General features: G+C 48.5%; 15 protein-coding genes, 1 pseudogene and 1 other annotated feature. Of the genes and pseudogenes, 13 read left to right on the forward strand and 3 right to left on the reverse strand.

Annotation, left to right across the window (positions count from 1 at the left end):
* Positions 1-62 precede the first annotated feature (62 nt).
* Both aroA and DW085_RS07235 read right to left on the reverse strand, forming a co-directional pair.
* A pseudogene (gene aroA / locus DW085_RS07230) lies at positions 63-1,339 on the reverse strand (3-phosphoshikimate 1-carboxyvinyltransferase).
* Positions 1,340-1,405: 66 nt separating this feature from the next.
* The gene (locus tag DW085_RS07235; protein ID WP_118492045.1) at positions 1,406-2,512 is read right to left on the reverse strand and encodes a prephenate dehydrogenase; all 1,107 of its coding nucleotides are present in this window, start codon (positions 2,510-2,512) and stop codon (positions 1,406-1,408) included.
* Between the two features lie 335 nt (positions 2,513-2,847).
* Between DW085_RS07235 and DW085_RS07240 the strand changes: the two genes are divergently transcribed.
* From DW085_RS07240 to DW085_RS07250, 3 genes are all read left to right on the forward strand, one after another.
* Entirely contained in the window at positions 2,848-4,938 is a 2,091-nt protein-coding gene (locus tag DW085_RS07240) for an elongation factor G (RefSeq protein ID WP_118492046.1), read from the forward strand.
* 380 nt (positions 4,939-5,318) lie between these two features.
* Positions 5,319-6,449, forward strand: a complete 1,131-nt coding sequence (locus DW085_RS07245) for a hypothetical protein (RefSeq protein WP_117795009.1) — start codon at positions 5,319-5,321, stop codon at positions 6,447-6,449.
* Positions 6,446-6,967 (forward strand): hypothetical protein, encoded by a 522-nt coding sequence (locus DW085_RS07250; protein ID WP_118492047.1) that lies wholly within the window; start codon positions 6,446-6,448, stop codon positions 6,965-6,967. Before DW085_RS07245 ends, DW085_RS07250 begins: the two co-directional genes overlap by 4 nt.
* A 158-nt stretch (positions 6,968-7,125) precedes the next feature.
* Here DW085_RS07250 and DW085_RS07255 read toward each other — a convergent pair whose 3' ends face one another.
* Positions 7,126-8,445 (reverse strand): acetyl-CoA hydrolase/transferase C-terminal domain-containing protein, encoded by a 1,320-nt coding sequence (locus tag DW085_RS07255; protein ID WP_118492049.1) that lies wholly within the window; start codon positions 8,443-8,445, stop codon positions 7,126-7,128.
* 393 nt (positions 8,446-8,838) lie between these two features.
* Here DW085_RS07255 and DW085_RS19650 point away from each other — a divergent pair, with 393 nt between their 5' ends.
* From DW085_RS19650 to DW085_RS07300, 10 genes are all read left to right on the forward strand, one after another.
* Positions 8,839-9,354 carry an MATE family efflux transporter gene (locus tag DW085_RS19650; protein ID WP_243033957.1) on the forward strand — a complete coding sequence of 172 codons (516 nt, stop codon included), beginning with the start codon at positions 8,839-8,841 and terminating at the stop codon, positions 9,352-9,354.
* On the forward strand, positions 9,282-10,193 hold the full coding sequence (locus tag DW085_RS07260) for an MATE family efflux transporter (RefSeq protein WP_243033958.1): 912 nt from the start codon (positions 9,282-9,284) through the stop codon (positions 10,191-10,193). The genes DW085_RS19650 and DW085_RS07260 overlap by 73 nt, the downstream gene beginning before the upstream one ends.
* A gap of 30 nt (positions 10,194-10,223) precedes the next feature.
* The gene (locus tag DW085_RS07265; RefSeq protein ID WP_118492051.1) at positions 10,224-11,282 is read left to right on the forward strand and encodes an MBL fold metallo-hydrolase; all 1,059 of its coding nucleotides are present in this window, start codon (positions 10,224-10,226) and stop codon (positions 11,280-11,282) included.
* 232 nt (positions 11,283-11,514) lie between these two features.
* Entirely contained in the window at positions 11,515-11,727 is a 213-nt protein-coding gene (locus DW085_RS07270) for a ferrous iron transport protein A (protein ID WP_022360163.1), read from the forward strand.
* A 128-nt stretch (positions 11,728-11,855) separates the two neighbouring features.
* Positions 11,856-12,094, forward strand: a binding site (T-box leader).
* A gap of 195 nt (positions 12,095-12,289) precedes the next feature.
* On the forward strand, positions 12,290-14,701 hold the full coding sequence (gene leuS, locus DW085_RS07275) for a leucine--tRNA ligase (protein ID WP_022360162.1): 2,412 nt from the start codon (positions 12,290-12,292) through the stop codon (positions 14,699-14,701).
* Between the two features lie 687 nt (positions 14,702-15,388).
* On the forward strand, positions 15,389-16,084 hold the full coding sequence (locus DW085_RS07280; protein WP_117795021.1) for a transcription termination/antitermination NusG family protein: 696 nt from the start codon (positions 15,389-15,391) through the stop codon (positions 16,082-16,084).
* Positions 16,059-17,054, forward strand: coding sequence for a glycosyltransferase (locus DW085_RS07285; RefSeq protein ID WP_182430829.1), 996 nt, complete (start codon positions 16,059-16,061; stop codon positions 17,052-17,054). Before DW085_RS07280 ends, DW085_RS07285 begins: the two co-directional genes overlap by 26 nt.
* A gap of 100 nt (positions 17,055-17,154) precedes the next feature.
* A complete protein-coding gene (locus tag DW085_RS07290; RefSeq protein WP_118467352.1) occupies positions 17,155-18,525 on the forward strand; it encodes an exopolysaccharide biosynthesis polyprenyl glycosylphosphotransferase in 1,371 nt (456 codons plus the stop codon).
* Positions 18,488-19,648, forward strand: a complete 1,161-nt coding sequence (locus tag DW085_RS07295; protein WP_118492055.1) for a glycosyltransferase family 2 protein — start codon at positions 18,488-18,490, stop codon at positions 19,646-19,648. The genes DW085_RS07290 and DW085_RS07295 overlap by 38 nt, the downstream gene beginning before the upstream one ends.
* A 111-nt stretch (positions 19,649-19,759) precedes the next feature.
* Positions 19,760-21,610: a glycosyltransferase gene (locus DW085_RS07300; RefSeq protein ID WP_118492057.1), complete on the forward strand. Its 1,851-nt coding sequence runs from the start codon at positions 19,760-19,762 to the stop codon at positions 21,608-21,610.
* Positions 21,611-21,626 lie beyond the last annotated feature (16 nt).

Raw genomic sequence — 21,626 nt, forward strand, 5'->3', positions numbered from 1 at the left:
GGGCACGAAAGCGATTTGAAGCTTTTCCTGCCCTTTTTGTCTCAAATATGCATAGTCACATTTTATTTACACAACCGTTCCAGATCCCCATAGAATCCCGGATAGGAGATGTTCACGCAGTCTGCATCCAGAATTTCGGTCTCGCCGGAAGCGCCGAGTGCGGCAACGGCGAAAGTCATGGCGATGCGGTGATCCTTCTTGCTGTCGATCACAGCACCGTGCAGCGGCTTGCCGCCGTGGATGATCATGCCATCCTCGGTCTCGGTCACATCCGCGCCCATAGCGGTTAAATTCTCTACCATGACAGCAATGCGGTTTGACTCTTTTACCTTCAGTTCCGCGGCATCGCGTATGACGGTGGTTCCCTCGGCATAGCACGCCATCGCAGCGATCACCGGAAGCTCGTCGATGAGAGTCGGGATGATCGCACCCTCGATCGCGGTTCCAGTCAGCTTACCGGAGCGGACGAGCAGGTCGGCGGTCGGTTCGCCGGAGGCGGTGTTTACATTGAGAAGTTCGACGTCCGCGTTCATCGCCTTGCAGACGCGCAGGATGCCGTCGCGGGTCGGGTTGATACCGACATTTTTAATTAAGATTTCTGAATCCGGTACGATGAGTCCGGCTGCGATAAAGAAGGCAGCGGAGGAGATATCGCCCGGAACCAGGATTTTCTGTCCATAGAGCTGTTTTGCCGGCTGTAAAATCGCGGTGGTTCCATCTGTGTGGATGTCTGCGCCGAATGCGGACAGCATCCGTTCACTGTGATCGCGGGAAATGTAAGGTTCGGTCACGCGGGTTTCTCCGTCGGCATACAGACCTGCCAGCAGAATCGAGGATTTGACCTGGGCGGAGGCAACCGGAGAATTATAATGGATGCCGTGCAGTGGTGAGCCGGTGATATGGAGCGGCGCGCAATCATTTCCATTGACACTCTCGATCTTTGCGCCCATCTGAGAGAGAGGATCGATGATGCGCTTCATCGGACGTTTCTGGATGGAAGCGTCGCCGGTCAGTGTTGTGTCAAATTTCTGGGCCGAGAGAATGCCGGAGATCAGGCGCGTTGTGGTGCCGCTGTTGCCGCAGTCTAAAACGGAGTCTGGGGCAGTTAGCCCGTGCAGTCCACGTCCGTGGACGAGAACGGTCTCGCCTGATTTTCGATCGAGATTCCCATTTTGGAAAAACAGGAGATCGTGGAGAGACAGTCTGCGCCCTGCAGGAAGCCGTGAATTTCGGTCAGTCCGTCCGCAAGAGCGCCGAACATGACGCTGCGGTGGGAGATGGACTTGTCTCCCGGAACGGTCAGTTCGCCCCGGAGAGAAGATGTATGGGTAAATTTCATTGAGTTCATAGTTGTACCTGCCTAAACATTAATGTTGAAAGTTAAGTTTGAAACATACATTGCAGTCTACGCGAACAGCGTGTAATTGTATTTCTTCAAACGCGCCCACGCCGCTTCCATCGAAGCCTTGTCGTAGAAGCTGATCCGCAGCGCGCCCTCGCCATGCTCACGGTTGTGGCTGATGCCAATATTTTTGATACTGATTCCTTTACCGGAGAGGATCGAGGAAATGATGGAGATAGCACCTGGCTCGTCCACCACGTCGGCGGAGAAGGCGTATTCCGGCTGTATCGATCCTTTTGGAGTTTCTGCAAACGAATTCCGGTAGTCGCGGGAGGACTCAAACAGCTGGTAGATGGCTCTAGACTGGTGGTCGGACAGTTCTTCCCGCAATGTCGTCAGGGAATCAATGTAGCGATCCAGCACCTCAGTGATATTGCCTGTGTTCGTCATGCAGATCTGTTCCCACATGACCGGAGAAGAGGAGGCAATACGGGTGATATCCTTGAAACCTCCGGCAGCCAGCCGTTTCATCATCTGATCCTCGCTGTCGCAGTCGTGTACCAGGTTGACCAGGCTGGAGGCGATGAGGTGCGGCAGATGGCTGATCGCCGCGACAATGAAATCATGACGATGGTAATCCAGCACCAGGGGCAGCGCACCGATCGCCTTTGCCACCTCCACCATACGGTCGGTGTAGGAAGCCGGGGTGTGCGGCGTCGGGGTAATGATATAGTACGCATTTTCCAGCAAATGGTCGGTTGAACTCTCGTAGCCGGTCTTTTCCGAGCCAGCCATCGGGTGTCCGCCGACGAAGCAGCTTTCCATGCCAAGCGCGGCAACGGTCTCATGAATGCTGGTCTTGGTGCTTCCGACGTCAGTCACAACCGCGCCTTCCTTTAAGAACGGCCGGATCTGGCGCAGATAGGATTCATTAAATTCAACCGGTGTGCACAGGAAAATGATGTCGCACTCGCTTAAATGCTCGTCCACGCCGTCCAGAATCAGGTCAACAATGCCGTCTGCATGTGCCTGTTCCAATTTTTCGCGGGTCCGCATATAAGCCATGATCTGAATATCCGGGGCGCTGCGTTTCAAACCTCTGGCGATAGAGCCGCCGATCAGACCGAGTCCGATGAAACCGGCGGTAAGATGATTAATCGGTGTATTCATAGCAATTACGCTCTCTTTCATAAGTAGTATAGTAAAAAAATGAAACTAGAAATTATTGTAGAATAGAACAAGTCACTTGTCAACGATTTTACGCGTTGAAGTGAAAAAGAATTTTTTTTACATCTGTTTATTACTAAATTTGCGAAAATGCGATTGATTTCACCGCCTTTGAACAGGGAAATTGTCGCATTTTCAATGCTTTTCAAAATAAAACGAATAAATTTTGTATAAAGGTGTTGTTTTGCTTGAAATTTTCTCTATTTTCTTGTACAATATGAACAGAGGTTAAAATACAAGAAAAAAACATCAAAATAAATAGACGGGAGGACTTAACTATGAACGTGTATGGGACAAAACAAATCCGCAATGTAGTGTTACTGGGGCACGGCGGTGCCGGCAAGACAACGGTAGCAGAGGCGCTGGCACTGGTAACAGGTACTACCAAGAGAATGGGAAAAGTTCCGGAAGGAACCACCATCAGCGATTATGATAAAGAAGAAATCAAGAGACAGTTCTCTATCTCCACCACGCTGATTCCGTTGGAGTATCAGGGAGAAGATGGACCGATCAAGATTAACCTGTTAGATACCCCTGGCTATTTTGATTTTGTGGGAGAAGTAGAGGAAGCTATCAGTGTAGCAGATGCAGCAATCATCGTTGTAAACTGCAAGGCTGGCATCGAAGTCGGAACCGAGAAGGCATGGGAACTCTGTGAAGAGTACAACCTGCCGCGCCTGTTCTTCGTTACCAACATGGATGACGATCAGGCAAGCTTCCGTGAGCTGATCTTAAAACTGGAGAAACAGTTTGGCCGTAAGATCGCGCCGTTCCAGGTGCCGATCCGTGAAAATGAAAAATTTGTCGGCTTTGTCAATGCGGTAAAGATGGAAGGCCGCCGTTTCACCCATTTAAGCGAATATGAGAAATGCGAGATTCCGGAGTACACCAAGAAGAACCTCGGCATCATCCGTGATGCGCTGATCGAGGCAGTGGCAGAGACGAGTGAAGAATATATGGAGCGCTATTTCTCCGGTGAAGAATTTACACAGGAAGAGATCGCACAGGCGCTGCGTGAGCACGTAAGTGAGGGCAACATCGTTCCGGTTATGATGGGTTCCGGCATCAATGCACAGGGCTTCGCATATTTGCTGCAGGCGATCGATAAATACTTCCCGTCACCGGACAAGTTCGAGTGTGTCGGTGTCGATGTATCGACCGCAGAGCGCTTTACTGCTAAATATAATGACGATGTATCCCTGTCGGCACGTGTTTTCAAGACTGTGGTTGACCCGTTCATCGGCAAATACTCCCTGATGAAGATTTGTACCGGTACCTTAAAACCAGATACCGTTATCTACAATGTAAACAAAGATGCTGAAGAGAAAGTTCAGAAAGTATATGTTCTCCGCGGCAAGGATGTCATCGAGGTTCCGGAATTAAAGGCGGGCGATATCGGCGCGGTTGCCAAATTAAACGTTACTCAGACCGGCGATACCATCGCAGTCCGCACGGCTCCGATTGTATACCACAAACCGAAGATTTCTACCCCGTATACCTACATGGCATACGCAGCTAAGACCAAAGGCGATGAGGACAAGATCTCCAGTGCACTGGCGAAGATGATGGACGAAGATCTGACACTCAGAAGCGTCAGCGATACCGAGAACCGTCAGACCTTACTTTACGGCATCGGCGAGCAGCAGCTCGAAGTTGTTGTCAGCAAGCTGCAGGCAAGATATAAAGTAGACATTGTGCTCAGCAAACCGAAATTTGCATTCCGCGAGACACTTCGCAAGAAAGTAGAAGCACAGGGCAAATATAAGAAACAGTCCGGTGGACATGGACAGTACGGCGATGTTAAGATGTCCTTCGAGCCGTCCGGCGATCTGGAGACACCATATGTATTTGAAGAGAAGGTATTTGGCGGTGCCGTTCCAAAGAACTACTTCCCGGCAGTTGAGAAAGGTGTTCAGGAATGCGTACAGAAGGGTCCGTTGGCTGGATATCCGGTTGTCGGTGTGAAAGCAACCCTGTTAGATGGTTCCTATCATCCGGTTGATTCCTCCGAGATGGCATTCAAGATGGCAGCGACGCTGGCATTCAAGAAAGCGTTCATGGAAGCGAATCCAGTTCTCCTTGAGCCGATCGCATCTCTGAAAGTAACCGTTCCGGATAAATTCACCGGCGACGTTATGGGCGATCTGAACCGCAGAAGAGGTCGTGTTCTCGGTATGAACTCCAACCATCACGGCAAACAGATCATCGAGGCAGATATCCCGATGTCCGAGCTGTTTGGTTATAACACCGACCTTCGTTCCATGACCGGCGGTATCGGTGAATTCTCCTATGAGTTCAGCCGCTACGAGCAGGCTCCGGGCGATGTACAGAAGAGAGAAGTGGAGGCGAGAGCGGCAGAAGCTGAATAATGGCAGATGAAGTGCTTACCGTTTCGGTCAAAAATATGATATTCTTATATAAATAAGCAGAAAACCGCCGCAGGCGGCTGAGTGGATCGATACCGATTCATCAAGGCTGTCAGCGGCGGCTTTCTCTTTCTGGAAGGTCTTTCGGATCGATATGGTTATAGGCTGTGCTTGAATTGAACAAAGCGCTGCGAATGTTATCGATGGGACAGGCGAGAAGTTAAGGCAGTGAATGCGGATGCCAAATTGCTACGAATTGCGTTCTTTTGCAATTTTCAAAAAGAAGGCTATAAATTGTAAGAAAATAGAAAAGACTACCCACCTGTAAAAAGGTATAATGTTGCAAAGAGAACAACTTATACAGACAGGTGGGTGACCTTTTTATGATAGAGAAAAATGAGAAAAGCGGGGAACTCATGGAAGTAAAAGAACAGGCAAAAACAGTTCGGAAACACCCGGAGCGGATGATCGTGCGTATCTGGCTGGTGCTGGCGCTTATTTGTCTGCTGGCGGGTCTGATCGCCCAGTATACGTTCCGGCTGAAAGAACCGCTGTTTCTGCACTACAGCCAGTCGGCTTATCTGGGCTGTGGGCTGGACGGAGTAGAAACTTCGGAGGATGGAATCGTTTCATCTGTGTCAAGTGAGGCGCTTGAAGAAGAAAGTACCGATTCCGATGTGAAAGTTGGAGTTTTAGACGAAGGTGTGAAAGACCTGAATGCGGATATGGGATTGGAGAATACAGTGTCTTTGTATGCACTGGGGGAAGAAAGTGTGGATGAGACAGATGAAACTTCGGATGTATGGTATACACAGGTAAATTTTGCCTATCTGACGGATGTGACGGATGAGATCTGTGTGAGAGAAATTCGTTTTTCAGAGTTGCCTGAACTTCAAATGCAGGAAATGCGGGAGACAGTCCAGTCAGCGGGACAGTATGCGCTTCATCGCCTGGATGCTACGCTTTCGATTGAAGATCCGCAGCATAACGGGATCAGTCAGTGGAGAATCCTGACGCGGGCGCAGGTGCTCTATTCAGATGGAAACACAGCGGACGTAAAAATTGGTAATCTGGTACTGATTGCAAATCCGGAGGGCGGGAGCGCCCTGGAAAATCCAAGTTCCAGCGCCAATTCAGATGGAACGGCCACACAGGTTTACACCGTTCAGAAAGATGGAACCATCGAAGTAAAAGGCTGCATTGCGTCAGCCGGGGAGATGGAAAATTTTTCGATGACCTTAAATGGAGAGCCTATCCCAGCCCAAAAAGAAGGGGAAGAGCCGAAACGGCTGACAGTAAAAACGGGTGATGTCCTGACGTTCCAGAGCCATTGGATTGGCAAAGAGGAAGACCAGTCGCCGCAGGTATTTCATTCAGGAGTTGCAGTGCTTTCATATATCGGCAAAGATGGCGGGGAGCAGGTTCTTTCATTTGAAAATGAATACAGGAAGAGAAGGGAGCTTCGCTTTATTGATGTGTGGAAATATCTGCTGAAAGAGGAGGCATTTAAGTGAAAACGGGAGATCATAAGATTTTAGCCGGTCTGATTCTTGCTTCGATTCATATTAATCTGTTCCATGTGATGCTGCTGCCGCCCTGCATCGGGTTCCTGATTTTATATATCGGGATTCTCCAGAAAGAGCGGCAGGCGGGATTTTTCCAGATGGATGCAAAAGAGATGAGAGTGTACCGGGCAGCAGGGGCGGCGCTTGTGCTGGTGACTGCTTTTTCTAGCTTTCTGTCCATGTTCTGGAGGCGGCCGGACGGAACCATCTGGTCGCTGATTCCGTGTATGCTGGAATATGTGGTGCTCTATGGACTGATGGAAAGCTACACCGCAGGTTCGCCCAGACATTCCTATCACTCCGAACTGTGCTGTGGATATGCTATGGTAATGGGAGCAGCACTGTGTGGGTACGCAGTCAGCCTGATTCTGCATATCGCGCTGTGGCAGCTCTTTGCGTCTATGATTATTCTGGTCTGCCGGTTTATGGTGGTTATGGTTGTTATAGGGGCGAAGAAAGAGGCATAAAAAATAAAAAGCCGTAATCAGATATACTCGCCCATGGGATTAAACTCATGAGCGAAAGTATAAGGTTACGGCTTTTCTATGTTGAAAATTCTGGTTTTCAAATAATCAAAGATAACATGGAATGTTGATGTTTCGGTTCCGATGTATCTTTCCAATTTTTATTTAAAATTCTCCTCCGCATACCGGCGCAGCTCATCACGGAAATCCGGGTGTGCGATGGCGATCATGGCATCCGCTCGTTCTTTTAAGGTAAGCCCGGTCAGTTTTGCGATACCGTACTCGGTCGCCACGTACTGAATCATGGTACGCGGTGCAGATACGGTGCTGCCGCCCGGAATGAACGGTACGATGTTGGATTTTAAGGAGCCATCTTTTTTCTTGTGGGTGGAAGCAAGGCAGATAAAGCCCTTGCCTCCCTCGGAGCGGAATGCGCCCTCCAGGAAATCCATCTGTCCGCCGATACCGGAGAGCTGTCGGGTGCCGGCAGACTCGGCATTTTCCTGTCCCATCAGATCCAGCTCGACCCCACCGTTGATACTGATGACATTTTTCATCTCACCGATGCGGTACGGGGAGTGGACGTAATCGACGTCAGCCGGATGGAAGAGCTGCGGCTCATTATCCAGCCAGTCATATAATTCCTGAGAGCCCATGGCAAGGTTCCAGGTAGAATAACCGTTGTCAATTTCCTTCTTCTTGTTGGTCAGCTTGCCAGCCTTATAGAGGGCTAAAAAAGCATCGCTGATGGTGCCGGTGTGGCAGCCGAGGTCGGTTTTGTCGGACTGCGCCAGCATATTGGCAACGGTAAACGGAACGCCGCCGACGCCCAGGGAAAGGACAGCGCCGTCCGGGATCTCCTCAACGACACGTTTGGCAATTTCAATATCAACGGCGCTCGGATCGCGGTAGGTGCGGATCGGAAGCGGCTCATGCTCGCCCTCGACGATGAAATCTGCCTCTGAGAGGTGGACACGGTGGGAACCATTGACGCCCTGTAAGCGCGGGAGGCGCTCATTGATCTCGAAGATGACGGTGCGCGCATTCTCAAAGATGGTGCGCCATGCATAGTTGGAAATACCCAGTCCGCAGTAGCCGTCCGCATCCGGTCTGGAAACCGGTACAAAGGCAACATCCACGCGAATGTGGTGCCGGTACATTTCCGGCAGGGAACGCAGCATCATCGGCATAAACTTGCAGAGCCCACGGGTCTGCAGCTTGCGCTCATAATCGCCGATGTGCCAGCTGTAGTAGCTGAAGGCTTTCTGCTCCGGGTCGCTTTCGACAACCTCGATGCGCGGGCGGATGACTAAACCACCGCGGATCTTGACATCGGTCAGCTCATCCCTGCGTGCTGCCAGCGCACGGTCGAGAAGCTCCGGAAATCCAGCGCCAAAGCCATAATCCACCCAGTCGCCCGGCTGAACAGCCTTGACGGCGGTCTCAGCACTTACAAATTTGCCTGCGTAATTGTTAGACATAGTAAAAATCCTCCATCGGTATGAAATTCATAATTTTCTAGTTTCCATCATATCCCAGAAAGCGCTTTTTTGCAACTTCCAAAGACAATTCCAAAAGACAATTTTTAAGCTGGGTTTTAAGATAAGTTTAATACGGAAATAGTTGACAAAATAGGTGTTTATGATAAAATTAAGTGTTTATAATTAAGAGTTGGTCTTTTACACAGCAGGCAGAAGTGCCTGTATTTTTATGTAATAGGAAATTCCTTGGAATCCCCTATTACACAAAAAGGCACTAACGTGCCAATGATGTGCACTTGCGCGAAGCAGAAACATGTCGCAAGCGACCGCGCTCGGCGCGAGAATGTGACTGTAAAGAATACAACAAATATAGAAAGAGAGGAGTTACGACAAATGAAAACAAATACGGATTTATTTGAAAAAACACCCGTACCGAAGGCGGTCGCAACCATGGCGGTTCCGACCATGATTTCCATGCTGGTGGTTGTTATCTATAACATGGCGGATACATTTTTCATCGGTCAGACGAAGGATCCGCTGCAGGTGGCGGCAGTTTCGCTGGCAACGCCGGTCTTTATGATTTTTATGGCATTAGGCCATCTGTTCGGTATCGGCGGCAGCTCAGCGATATCGAGAGCACTGGGAGAACGCCATAAAGATCGGGCATGTCATATCAGTTCATTCTGCTGCTATGGATCCCTGGGGCTGGGCGTCATAGTGGCTATCCTGTCTGTACTTGGAATGGAAACCATTCTGCATCTCATCGGTGCCAGTGTAAATACGATCGGTTTTGCGAGACAGTACCTGGCGATTATTGCAATCGGCGCGCGTTTATTATGTTTTCAACTGCATTTGCGAATATTCTGCGGGGAGAAGGCGCATCGAGAGAATCGATGGTCGGAAACCTGATAGGTACCGTAGTAAATATTATTTTGGACCCGATCATGATCCTGGTGCTTGGCTGGGGAGTGACCGGTGCAGCGCTTGCGACGATCATCGGCAATATTGCGGCCTGTCTTTACTATATTGCTTATTATCTACGGGGAAAATCGACACTGTCGATTCATTTTCGTGATTTTAAGATGGGAGATGGAATCGCTTCCGGCGTGGCAGGGATCGGTATTCCGGCTTCCTTAAATAACATCCTGATGAGCTTTGCCAATATTATCCTGAACCAGGCGCTGGTCGGCTACGGTGACACACCGGTAGCGGCGATGGGGGTTGCGATGAAATCCAATATGCTTGTTGTCCTGCTGCAGATTGGTCTCTGCGTGGGAATCCAGCCGCTGGTCGGTTATAATTATGGAGCGCGCAACAAGAAACGCCTGATGTCGGTATTCAAATTTACAGGACTTGTATCGGTTATTATGGGAACGATTCTGACATTGATTATGATTGTCGCAAGAAAGACAATGATTCAGATGTTTATTAATGATGCGGAAGTTGTCCAGTATGGTATTCAGATGGTGGTTGCCCTGCAGCTTTCTGCGCCACTCCTCGGTATCTTATTCCTCTGCATCAATACGATCCAGGGAATGGGAAAAGCGCTTCCGTCGCTGATTCTTACGATCTGCCGCCAGGGACTGATTTTTATTCCGCTGATTTTCGTGCTGAATGCGATGTTTGGCCTGGATGGAGTTATCTATGCACAGCCGGCGGCTGATTATCTGTCGATTGTGGTGGCGATTTTGATTTGTGCACATCTGTTCCGGACGATGGATCATAGAGAAGAGAAAGCAGAAGGCTGAGAAGATTCAATAGATTCAATAAGGAAAAATATGCTTAAAGAAAATAAAAGAGAAGAAATCACAAAGAACATAGAGAAGAGGGAAGCCCTTGTAGAACAGGTGGCAGAGGGAATTTGGCGGATCGGTGTGGAATTGCCGCAGAATCCTTTGCGGGAACTCAACAGTTACCTGATCAAGGGGAAAGAAAACGGGCGCGACCTTCTGATTGACACCGGATTTCGGCGCGAGGAATGCCGGGAGGCGCTGTTTGCCGGGCTTCGGGCACTTGGCAGCAGTCCGGAGCGGCTGGATATTCTTCTGACACACCTGCACTCGGATCACACAGGACTTGCCAGGGAGGCGGCAGGGACGGACAGCCACATCTATATCAGCGGAACCGATCTGGCAATCTTAAAGGACGGTTTTACACCAGAGCGTCCGCTTCGGCTGGCGGAGCAATTCCGTGCTGGGGGATTTCCGGAGGATGAAATGAAGAAAACGCAGGCGCTCAATCCGGCAGTCCGCTATAAGCTGGATCAGGTTGATGATCGTTTTGTTCCGATTGAGGCAGGCTGGAAATACACGGTAGGAGATTACACGCTGGAAATGATCTCCGTGCCGGGGCATACGCCGGGCAATGCGATGTTCTGGGCAAAGAAACAGGGCATCATGTTCACGGGCGATCATATCCTGTTTGATATATCGCCGAATATTACTTCCTGGCTGGAATCGGAGGATTCATTAGGTGATTATCTCGACAGCCTGTGCCTCGCCAGAAAATATCCGGTCCGCCTTGCCTTGCCGGGACACCGGAAGACAGGCGATTATGCGGCGCGCATCGAGGCACTGCTGGCACACCATGAGCGGCGTCTGGCGGAGACGGAGGCGCTGCTTACCGAACATCCGGGCATGACGGCATATGAGACGGCTGGAAAGATGCGCTGGAAGATCCGTGCCGCCAGCTGGGAAGAATTTCCACCGTCCCAGAAGTGGTTCGCGGTGGGCGAGTGCATGGCGCATCTGGACTACCTCCGCCTGCGCGGCAGAATCCGCCGGGAGATGGACGGAGAAGTGTGGAGATGGTTCACGGTAACGGCTAAATACTGTTAGAATTAACTAACAATTATTACCATTGACTAACAATAGTCTGACTGCATATAATAATAGTAAAGAAAGCAGTAACTGTTCAGTAGGTCTGCGCATTTACTGCGCTGACCGTACGAAAACATGGACCAGCAGACAAAAATTCCATTGCCGTAGGCAATTTTTAATGGATTTTGCGCGTGACTGTGAAGGTACTGAACAGTTACAGAAAGCGGAATATCAGTCAGGAGGTCGTTGTATGCAGTCGTTGGCAAAGGTGCAGGCGGGAGAGTCCTGTGAAATCAAGTGGATGTTTGGAAATGCGGATGTGATGAACTTTTTGGAGCGCTATGGAATCAAAGAAGGAAGCCGTATCCGGGTCCTTGGACGTGTGCTGGATGGTCTGATCATCGGAAATGGAAAGGTTCGGCTGGCACTGGGCGATGAAGTGGCAGAGCGGATTCAGGTGTAGGTTTGACGGTGATTGAAAGATTGTCGAAAATGTCATGTATTGAAAGAACGTCGAATCTGTCACGTGCAAGTTTGAGAAGGTCACGTTACTTGACATTTCTTCCCATTTATGCTATTCTACCAGATAGCACAAATGCAATGAACGGAAGTAGTAAGCCGCGAAATTTCTACAGAGAGCTGCCGGATGGTGTGAGGCAGCGGAAGGAAGCCGCCGAACTGGTCCGGGAGCAGCCTGTTGAAAGAAGTGTTTTTGAATACCCGAGTAGACAGAGCCGGTCATCCGCCGTTACAGGACGATGAGGAGCACACGGATTCCGTGTGAAATAGAGTGGTACCGCGCAGTTGGAATTTTCGCCCTGCGTCTCTATACAGGTAATGTAGAGACGCAGGGCGTTTTTGACGTTACCGGATTGAAAGAATGTCCGCAAGGGTTGGATGTTATGCAACTGCCAACGGACCAGTCGATTGCAATAATGAATCATCATTTTAGAGACTGGAGCCGGATTTTGACAGGAAATAGCAAAAAATCAGCGTGGGTTAAGCAGAAAACAGGAGGAACAAAGATGTCACAGTACAATCATACCGCCATTGAGAAAAAATGGCGCGAGAACTGGGAAAAACATCCCATCAATGTAAACGATGGAAAGAAAGAAAAATATTACTGCCTGGATATGTTCCCATATCCGTCCGGAAGTGGTCTGCACGTTGGTCACTGGAGAGGCTACGTTATTTCAGATGTATGGAGCCGTTATCAGCTGCTGCGCGGCAAATACGTGATCCATCCGATGGGCTGGGACGCATTTGGTCTGCCGGCAGAGAACTACGCGATCAAGATGGGCGTACACCCGGCTATCTCGACCGAGTCCAACATTAAAAATATTAAACGTCAGATCAACGAGATCGCAGCCATCTATGACTGGGATATGGAAGTAAATACCACAGATCCGGCATTCTACAAATGGACCCAGTGGATCTTCGTCCAGATGTTCAAAAAAGGCCTGGCATACGAGAAAGAATTCCCGATCAACTGGTGCCCGTCCTGTAAGACAGGTCTGGCAAACGAGGAAGTTGTCAACGGCTGCTGTGAGCGCTGCGGTACCCCGGTTACCAAGAAAAACCTGCGCCAGTGGATGCTCAAGATTACCGCGTACGCAGACCGCCTCTTAAATGATCTGGACAAACTGGACTGGCCGGAGAAGGTTAAAAAGATGCAGACTGACTGGATCGGTAAATCTTACGGTGCAGAGGTTGATTTCGGCGTAGAGGGACGCGATGAGAAGATCACCGTTTACACCACCCGCCCGGACACCCTGTACGGTGCAACTTTCATGGTACTGGCTCCGGAGCACGCGATGGCAAAGAGCCTGGCAACCGATGAGACCCGCGAGGCAGTAGAGAAATACATTTTCGATTCATCCATGCGTTCCAACGTAGACCGTCTGCAGGATAAGGAAAAGACCGGCGTATTTACCGGAACTTATGCAATCAACCCGATCAACGGTGCGAAGGTTCCGATCTGGCTGTCTGATTATGTATTAGCTGACTACGGTACCGGCGCTATCATGTGCGTACCGGCACACGATGACCGTGACTTCGAGTTTGCAAAGAAATTTAATATCCCGATCATCCAGGTTATCGCAAAAGATGGCAAAGAGATCGAGAACATGACTGAGGCGTATACCGAGGCGTCCGGCACGATGATCAACTCTGGCGAGTGGAATGGTATGGAATCTTCCGTACTGAAAAAAGAAGCGCCGGAAATGATTGAGAAGAGAGGTATCGGTCACAAGAGAGTCAATTATAAGCTGCGTGACTGGGTATTCTCCCGTCAGCGTTACTGGGGCGAGCCGATCCCGATCGTACACTGCCCGAAGTGCGGCAACGTACCGGTTCCGGAGGATCAGCTTCCGTTAAAACTTCCGGAGGTAGAAAGCTATCAGCCGACTGGTACCGGCGAATCCCCGCTGGCAGCCATCGACGAGTGGGTCAACACCACCTGCCCGTGCTGCGGCGCTCCGGCAAAACGTGAGACAAACACCATGCCGCAGTGGGCTGGATCTTCCTGGTACTTCCTGCGCTATGTAGATAACAAGAACGATAAAGAACTGGTATCCCGTGAGAAAGCAGACAAATATCTGCCGGTTGATATGTACATCGGCGGTGTTGAACATGCAGTACTGCATCTGCTGTATTCCCGTTTCTACACTAAGTTCCTGTGCGATATCGGTGTCATTGACTTCGACGAGCCGTTCAAGAAGCTGTTCAACCAGGGTATGATCACTGGTAAGAATGGTATCAAAATGAGTAAGTCGAAAGGAAATGTCGTATCCCCGGATGATCTGGTACGCGACTATGGCTGCGATTCCCTGCGTCTCTATGAGCTTTTCGTAGGACCGCCGGAACTGGATGCAGAGTGGGATGACCGCGGTATCGAGGGCGTATCCCGTTTCCTGAACCGTTTCTACAACCTGGTTATGACCAGCAAGGACAAAGACATCAAAGAGACCAAGGAAATGGTTAAACTGCGCCACAAACTGGTGTTCGACATTGAGCAGCGTTTCGAGCAGTTCAGCTTGAATACCGTTATCTCCGGTTTCATGGAGTACAACAACAAGCTCATCGATCTGGCGAAGAAAGAGGGTGGCATCGACAAAGAAACCCTCAAGACCTTCACTATCCTGCTGGCACCGTTCGCACCGCATCTGGGTGAAGAGCTGTGGCAGGAGCTCGGCGGCACCGACAGTGTATTCCATGCTTCCTGGCCGGAGTGCGACGCAGAGAAGATGAAGGATGACGAGAAAGAGGTAGCCGTTCAGATCAACGGCAGAGTCCGTGCAACCATCACCGTACCGGCAGACATCTCCAAAGAAGATGCCATCGCCGCCGGTAAAGAGGCTATCAAGGACAAGCTGACTGGAAATATCGTAAAAGAAATTTACGTTCCGGGACGGATTGTGAATATTGTTATGAAATAAATAAAAATGGTATGGGAAGAAGCAGAAGAATCTGTGACTTTTCTATGCAGATAAGGTCAGCGGCTATACAGGGGAGAAAAACTGTGTGGCCGCTGTTTTTTTGCCCGCTCCTTTTTCACGTGCCTGCTATTTGATTTCTTAAATGATAAAATTAAATTGAATATGGGAATATTTGTCAACCCGGACAATTCGGCATTTCAATCAGCCTGAATGCAAAAAGCATTCTTGATGAGGAAAAACTCATTTGGAATGCTTTTTGCTGTCTATACGAAACATTCCATATGGCGCTTCTGGGAGGAAGCGAAGGTGTGGAGTACTATCGTTCAATAAAATTGTCTAAAAAGTCTACCAATTCAAAAGATAAATTTTATATCATAAATGCAACATAATAGCTTGTAGCTAGAAAAATCAGAATAAAAAATTTCGCAGATATCTAGTTCTGCGAAAATCTTCAATCATTATACGATACTTTCAAGGTTAATTCAATAGAAGTTTCTCCCAAGAATCTCTTATGAAATTATTAAGTCGTCATTTCTGAACAAAATTTTCTGAAATTCTCATATAATATTCCCCTTTGCTTTTGAAATTTTTGTCAATACAGCATCTGGGTTCTGCATATAAAACCGTTTATTTTCGCAGAACTAGATATTCTGCGAAAATCGCAAACATGAAAGGGAGAACGCCTGTATGTGGTACGTGGTGCAGACACCTGTGGGACGCGAGGCAGAAGCGGCAGAAAAACTGAATCATTTTTATCGGGATAAGGCTGAAAAGCCTTGTTTTGTGTTGTCCAAAGAACGGACCTGGCGGATGGGCGGTGTCTACTATGTAGATACGGAAGTCATGTTTCCGGGCTATGTGTTTGTGGACACGGCGGATGAGCCTGTTTTGGAAGACGGAGTGAAATGTCTGGCGGGGCTGGTGCGATTTCTGAATGCTGGTTCGGAAGCACATCCATATGGAACGGCAGTCCCCCTGAAAAAAGAGGAAGAGAAATTTCTGAAAGAACTTCTTCGGGAGGATTCTTCCCACACCGTCCGGCGGTTTCTGGTGCGGGCAAATGACGCGGGGGAGATCGAATGGGCGGAAGGGGTGCTTGGTGAGATGCTGCCAAAGATCATCCGGAAGCGGCTGCGGAAACGAATCGTGACGATTCAGGCAGAACTGCTGAACGAAGCACGACAGGTAGAGCTGGCAATCCGGATGGAAGATGATCCGGAGGCAGTTTTCCCAAAGAAAGGACCCCTGAACCCTAAAAATCTTTCAGGAGATTTCCAGGAAAACGATTTTAGCCGGGTATCGGTCTCTGGAAAGAACCCATCAAAAAAGATAACAAGATTACATGGAGCGGAGAACGATGGAACAAAGCTGGCAGCAGAATAATGAGTATGAGTGTATGAAATATTCGGTTCTGATGCCGGTATATCACAAAGAAAATCCAGCGTATTTCTATCAGGCGGCAGCCAGCATGATGAATCAGACGATTCCTCCAGATGAATTTGTCCTGGTATGCGATGGACCGTTGACACCAGTGTTGGATGAAACGATCCAGACGATTGACCGGGAATGGCCGGGAGTTCTGCAGGTGCTTCGCCTTCCTGTATGCGGCGGAATCGCACGGGCGCTGGCAGCAGGTGTAGAAGCGTGCCGAAATGAATGGATCGCCCGCATGGACAGTGATGATATTGCCTGTCCGGATCGCTGTGAAAAGCAGCTGAAACGATATGCAGAAGAAGCAGCGGGCAAATTGCTGGGAAAGAAAGCAGAACAGGGGAAACTCGGACTTCTGAGCGGAAAAATTGCAGAATTTGTCGCAGCAGAAGTGCCAGAACAGGAAAATGTAGATAACCTAAATGCGCCAGATAGAGGTGAAATTGGAAGTGGGATGAATGGAAAATTGTTTCCGCCGGGCAGAATCACTGGAATTCGGTCACTTCCCTGCCAATATAAAGAAATTTTAACGTTTGCCAGAAAGCGCAATCCGATGAACCATATGGCCGTCATGATGCGGCGTTCAGCTGTGCTGGCGGTGGGAAACTATCATCCGGTTCCGGGGGCGGAGGACTATGAATTGTGGGTCCGTCTTTTGCAGGCAGGATATAAAGCAGAAAATCTTTCGGATATTCTGGTGTATGCGAGAACGGACAATGGGATGATCAAACGCCGCGGCGGTCTGTCCTATGCCAGGGCCGCTCTGAATCTGCAGAAAACGTTTTTTAAAAGTGGATTTTTAAATAGAAGAGAGTATCTGCGAAACTGCGTGATCCGCGTTACTGCAAGTCTGATTCCGGCATCCGTGCGTGGAATACTCTATCAGAAAAAATTGAGAGGAACGCTTTCTGAGGATGCTTAGTGTTCCTATAAAAAGAAACAGGCAGATTACCTGGAATAGAATTACACGTTGGGTTCTGTGGAGTTCGGCCTGAATAAAAACAAAAAGAAGAGGAACTATTTTGAGACAATATGAACCATTCAAACGACTGTTCCGTCTGATAGGTGCGCTGCTCCTGATGGGGGCAGAAGTTGGCGCTTATGGATATGTCTGGAACGGATATTTCAACAAAATGATCGAATTTCCGTTCTGGAGAAGAGGAAACTGGCTGATGATCGCCCTGTATGCGGGACTATTACTATTTTTCCTGCTGACTTACGGGGGATTCCGGATCGGATACCTGAAAAAAGGAAATCTGCTCTGTTCTCAGATCCTTTCGATCGGACTTTTAAATCTGATTACGTATATTCAGATTTCTCTGTTAGATAAAAAATTTCATGATCCCCGGATACTGCTTGGGATGACGGTTGTCCAGCTTTTGATTGCACTGATCTGGACGTTCCTGTTTCAGCAGATATACAGGATTCTGTTTCCGCCAAGAAGAATGCTTTTGGTATGCGGAGACCGTCCGGCCTTTCATCTGATGGAAAAGATTCATTCCAGAGAAGATAAATACTATCTGGAAACAGCCATTCATATCCGGGTTGGCATGAAAGCGATTCTGGAAGAAGCAAAAAAATACGACGCTCTGATCATCGGAGATATTCCGGCGAAGGATCGAAATGCGCTTTTAAAGAAATGTTTTGAGCAGGATATCCGGACCTACACGGTGCCGAAATTATCGGACATTCTGATCCGGACTTCCCAGGAATTAGATATCTTTGACAGTCCTCTGCTATTATCGAGAAATGATGGCATATCGGATCTTCAGCGATTTATTAAGCGGGCGATGGATTTCATCTGTTCGAGCATCGGAATCGTGGTATTATCCCCATTTTTCCTTCTGGTGGCGCTGTCGATCTACCTGACCGACCGCGGTCCGGTCTTTTACAAGCAGACCCGTCTCACAGAGGGCGGAAAAGAATTTCAGATCTGCAAATTTCGGACGATGATACAGAACGCGGAGGCAAAAACCGGGGCGAGACTGGCAGCGGAACACGATGACCGGATCCTGCCGGTGGGACATTTCCTTCGGAGAACCCGCCTGGACGAGCTGCCGCAGCTTTTCAATATCTGGAAAGGTGAGATGTCGATCGTAGGACCGCGTCCGGAACGCCCGGAGCTGGCGGCGGAGATCGAGAAAGAAATCCCGGAATTCTGCTACCGCTTAAAGATGAAAGCCGGACTGACCGGATATGCGCAGGTCTATGGAAAATACAATACAACGTCCTATGACAAACTGAAACTGGATTTGACTTACATACGAAATTACTCTCTGCTTCTTGACCTGAAGCTCATCCTGATGACACCGAAGATCATGATGCTCAAAGAGAGTACGGAAGGAGTCGCAGACAATGGAAAAGCTTCTGACAGTCGTCATCCCGGCGTATAACGCAGAAAAATATATCACATATACCCTGGATTCACTGTGCGCAGGGTGCAGAGACCGGGATTTGAAAAAGAAAAATCAGAGCTGGACAGGAAATGAAACGGAATCAAACATTCAAACCGTATCAGCAAGAATGCCTGATTTTCAACCAGGTATGGATTGGTCCGAATACATGGAAATATTGATTATAGACGATGGATCAAGGGATCAAACCGGTGCGATTGCCGATCAATATGCGGAGCGCTATCCGACCGTTGTCCGTGTCATTCATAAAGAAAATGGCGGTCATGGATCTGGGATCAACTGCGGCATCCAGAATGCATTGGGGCGATATATGAAAGTAGTCGATGCCGATGACTGGGTGGATCCGGAGGCATTGGATCACTTGATTGCTGCGCTGAAAAACTGTCGGGATGATGTGCTGGTCAGCGGTTTCTACTGGCGATTTGACAACGGAAGCGGAGAGGAAAGCTCCTTTCCGAAAAAAGCAGAAATTCCAGAACCATTTTCAGGGGTGAAATATGGGATTTCCTATGAATTCGATGGAATCGCGGATCAGATTTATATGAAAATGCATGGAATTACCTGGAGGACGGAGATTCTGCGGCAGATGCCGCTTTCCATCGATGAACACTGCTATTACGTTGATGCCGAATACATCCTGTATCCGATTCCGTGGGTCAAGACCGTATCCTTTATCCCGGACTTTGTCTATCAGTACCGGATCGGCCGGGAAGGACAGAGTGTCAGCCCGGAGAAGATGATCAGGAATAAGGAAAATTATGACCGGGTGATGGAATCCCTGCTGTCATTTTATCGTCTGTATCAGGGTGGAACACTTACCGGAAAAGACGGAAAGAAGCTTCCATGCAGTCAGGAAAAGCTACAGTATCTTGAAAATGGAATCGCCAGGGTGGCAGCTGGGAGAGTGAAGATACTTCTGAGCCTTCCGGCAGACAAGGAAGTAAAGCATGCATTGATGCAGTTTGAAGATGAATTACTTCGGGACTATCCGGAGATTTACCATGCGAACCGAAATAAGGCGGTGAAGCTGCTGCGGGTAAGCCGGTATGGGCTGTATCGGGCGGCGGTGTGGGCGCTTGGGCGGAGCAGAAGGAAGTTCTAAATATGAAGATAGATCCGTCAGAGATATAAAGACAGATTAGAAACTATATAATCCCAAAACATGGAATGAGGAACGGCAGTTCCTAAAAGGACTGAAAAGGAGACACAGCGGATGCGTCTACAAAATATACGATTTCCGGAAGCAGATATCTGCAGGGAAGAAGAACTGTATTTCCATCGAAATGGAGAATGGGTCGATTTCAATGGATATTTCAACCTTTTCTATATCGAAAAAAGAAAGAAGTACACAAACCAGGAAAGTTTGACGCTGCACCTGGAATTGAATGGCTGTCAGGCAATTCGTCTGATGTTGGATGAGAATGTCATTCAGGAAAAGATGCTGACGGGGGGGAAAGAAACTCTGGATCTGGAGTTCCCATATCCGGAGACGGAAAAAGGAGTTTTCTGGTTTTCGGTGAAAAAGATAGGTGCCGGGAAAGAGACAGAATCGGAGAACGTGAAAGACGCGGAGACAGAATCAGCAGAAAATGCAGCTGCCAAAACGATAAAGGATACAAAGAAAAATATCGGTTTTGATATATCAAATCATATAAAAGGCTGGTATGAGGGAACTTGTCGGAATGAAAAACAGGTGCGGATCGCAGCGGTAGTTTGCACGTTTAAGAGAGAGCCATATGTCCTCCGAAATCTGAAAAGTATCCTGCAATTTCTGGAACGACCGGAAAATGCTTCTTTAAAACTCTGCTATTGGCTGGTAGACAACGGAAGAACGCTTTCGGAACATGAAGAAATCAGCCGCCTGGCAGCCAGATATCCAGAAACCGTTCGAATCATACCAAACCGTAACGTCGGTGGCGCGGGTGGTTTTACCAGAGGCATGATTGAGGCGATCGAGGAAAAAGAACGTCTCGGATTAACGCATGTACAGCTGATGGATGATGATGCCATCATGGATCCGGAGCTTTTTGTACGGGCGTATGGGTTCCTGGGGATGCGGAAGGATGAGTGGGAGGATATCCGCTTGGGAGGTACGCTGCTTCGGGAAGATTATCCATATATTTGTCAGGCAATGGGAGAGTGGTTTGAAGGATTCAATGTGACTAACCGTCTTGTTATGACAGATATGCGTAGCTTTCAGAACTGCCGGAAGCCATTGATTGAGACACCGCAGGATGAGTATCGGATGTATTCCGGTTGGTGGTGTTGCTGCTATTCCCTGAATACAGTTCGAAAAGATAATTTGCCGCTTCCGCTGTTTATTCACCGGGATGATATCGAATATGAGATTCGAAACAGAGAGACAGGCATTGTTTTCTTAAATGGATTCAATGTCTGGCATAAAGGGTTTGAAGTGAATTTTCTGGGAACCAACGCATATTACGATGTGCGGAATAACCTGATATTTGCAGCACTGCATGAACCGGATATGTCACGAATTCAGATGTGGAAATGGATCTCTAAATTTATCATAACAGCTGTTTTAAAGATGCGTTATGAAGAAGCCTATTTCTCCTGGCGGGGAATGATAGATTTCATGAAAGGTCCAGAATGGCTGATGGGGACAGACGCAGAGCGGTTGAACAATCAGTTGAGAAAGCATCTTCCGGATACAGAGCCGATGGAATTGGAAGAGCAGCCAACCCTAAAAGAATTACAGAGGTGCTATAACCCGGATCGGAATAAAAAACAGTTTTGGAAAAAGATAACTTTCAACGGCTGGTTCCTGCCAGCAGATAAAGAAGTAGGTATCTTACGTCCGTATGATGCACCGTTTTCGATTTTCCGAAAGAAGCGGATTGAATTGCGGGATACTGGGGCAAAAAAGAAGAGAGTGGCAGTCCGGGAAGAAAGACAGCTTTTCAAAGCAGCTATGTATTGCATAAATACTTGGCGGATTCTGATGGTTCAATATGGAAAAACTCAAAAAGAATATAAGACAAAATACGAAATATTAAAAAATGGAAAGCTCTGGATTGAAAAAATATTAACAAATAGAGGTTAGTATCCATTAGGAGAAT

The sequence above is a fragment of the Clostridium sp. AF50-3 genome, from assembly GCF_003477445.1.
Taxonomy (GTDB): Bacteria; Bacillota; Clostridia; order Lachnospirales; family Lachnospiraceae; genus Otoolea; species Otoolea fessa.

Excerpts from the sequence above, each read along its gene's own strand:
- DW085_RS07235 (WP_118492045.1), bottom strand. The coding sequence starts at position 2,512 with ATGAATACACCGATTAATCATCTTACCGCCGGTTTCATCGGACTCGGT.
- DW085_RS07240 (WP_118492046.1), top strand. The coding sequence starts at position 2,848 with ATGAACGTGTATGGGACAAAACAAATCCGCAATGTAGTGTTACTGGGG.
- DW085_RS07245 (WP_117795009.1), top strand. The coding sequence starts at position 5,319 with ATGATAGAGAAAAATGAGAAAAGCGGGGAACTCATGGAAGTAAAAGAA.
- DW085_RS07255 (WP_118492049.1), bottom strand. The coding sequence starts at position 8,445 with ATGTCTAACAATTACGCAGGCAAATTTGTAAGTGCTGAGACCGCCGTC.
- DW085_RS19650 (WP_243033957.1), top strand. The coding sequence starts at position 8,839 with ATGAAAACAAATACGGATTTATTTGAAAAAACACCCGTACCGAAGGCG.
- DW085_RS07260 (WP_243033958.1), top strand. The coding sequence starts at position 9,282 with ATGTTTTCAACTGCATTTGCGAATATTCTGCGGGGAGAAGGCGCATCG.
- DW085_RS07265 (WP_118492051.1), top strand. The coding sequence starts at position 10,224 with ATGCTTAAAGAAAATAAAAGAGAAGAAATCACAAAGAACATAGAGAAG.
- DW085_RS07270 (WP_022360163.1), top strand. The coding sequence starts at position 11,515 with ATGCAGTCGTTGGCAAAGGTGCAGGCGGGAGAGTCCTGTGAAATCAAG.
- leuS (WP_022360162.1), top strand. The coding sequence starts at position 12,290 with ATGTCACAGTACAATCATACCGCCATTGAGAAAAAATGGCGCGAGAAC.
- DW085_RS07280 (WP_117795021.1), top strand. The coding sequence starts at position 15,389 with ATGTGGTACGTGGTGCAGACACCTGTGGGACGCGAGGCAGAAGCGGCA.
- DW085_RS07285 (WP_182430829.1), top strand. The coding sequence starts at position 16,059 with ATGGAACAAAGCTGGCAGCAGAATAATGAGTATGAGTGTATGAAATAT.
- DW085_RS07295 (WP_118492055.1), top strand. The coding sequence starts at position 18,488 with ATGGAAAAGCTTCTGACAGTCGTCATCCCGGCGTATAACGCAGAAAAA.
- DW085_RS07300 (WP_118492057.1), top strand. The coding sequence starts at position 19,760 with ATGCGTCTACAAAATATACGATTTCCGGAAGCAGATATCTGCAGGGAA.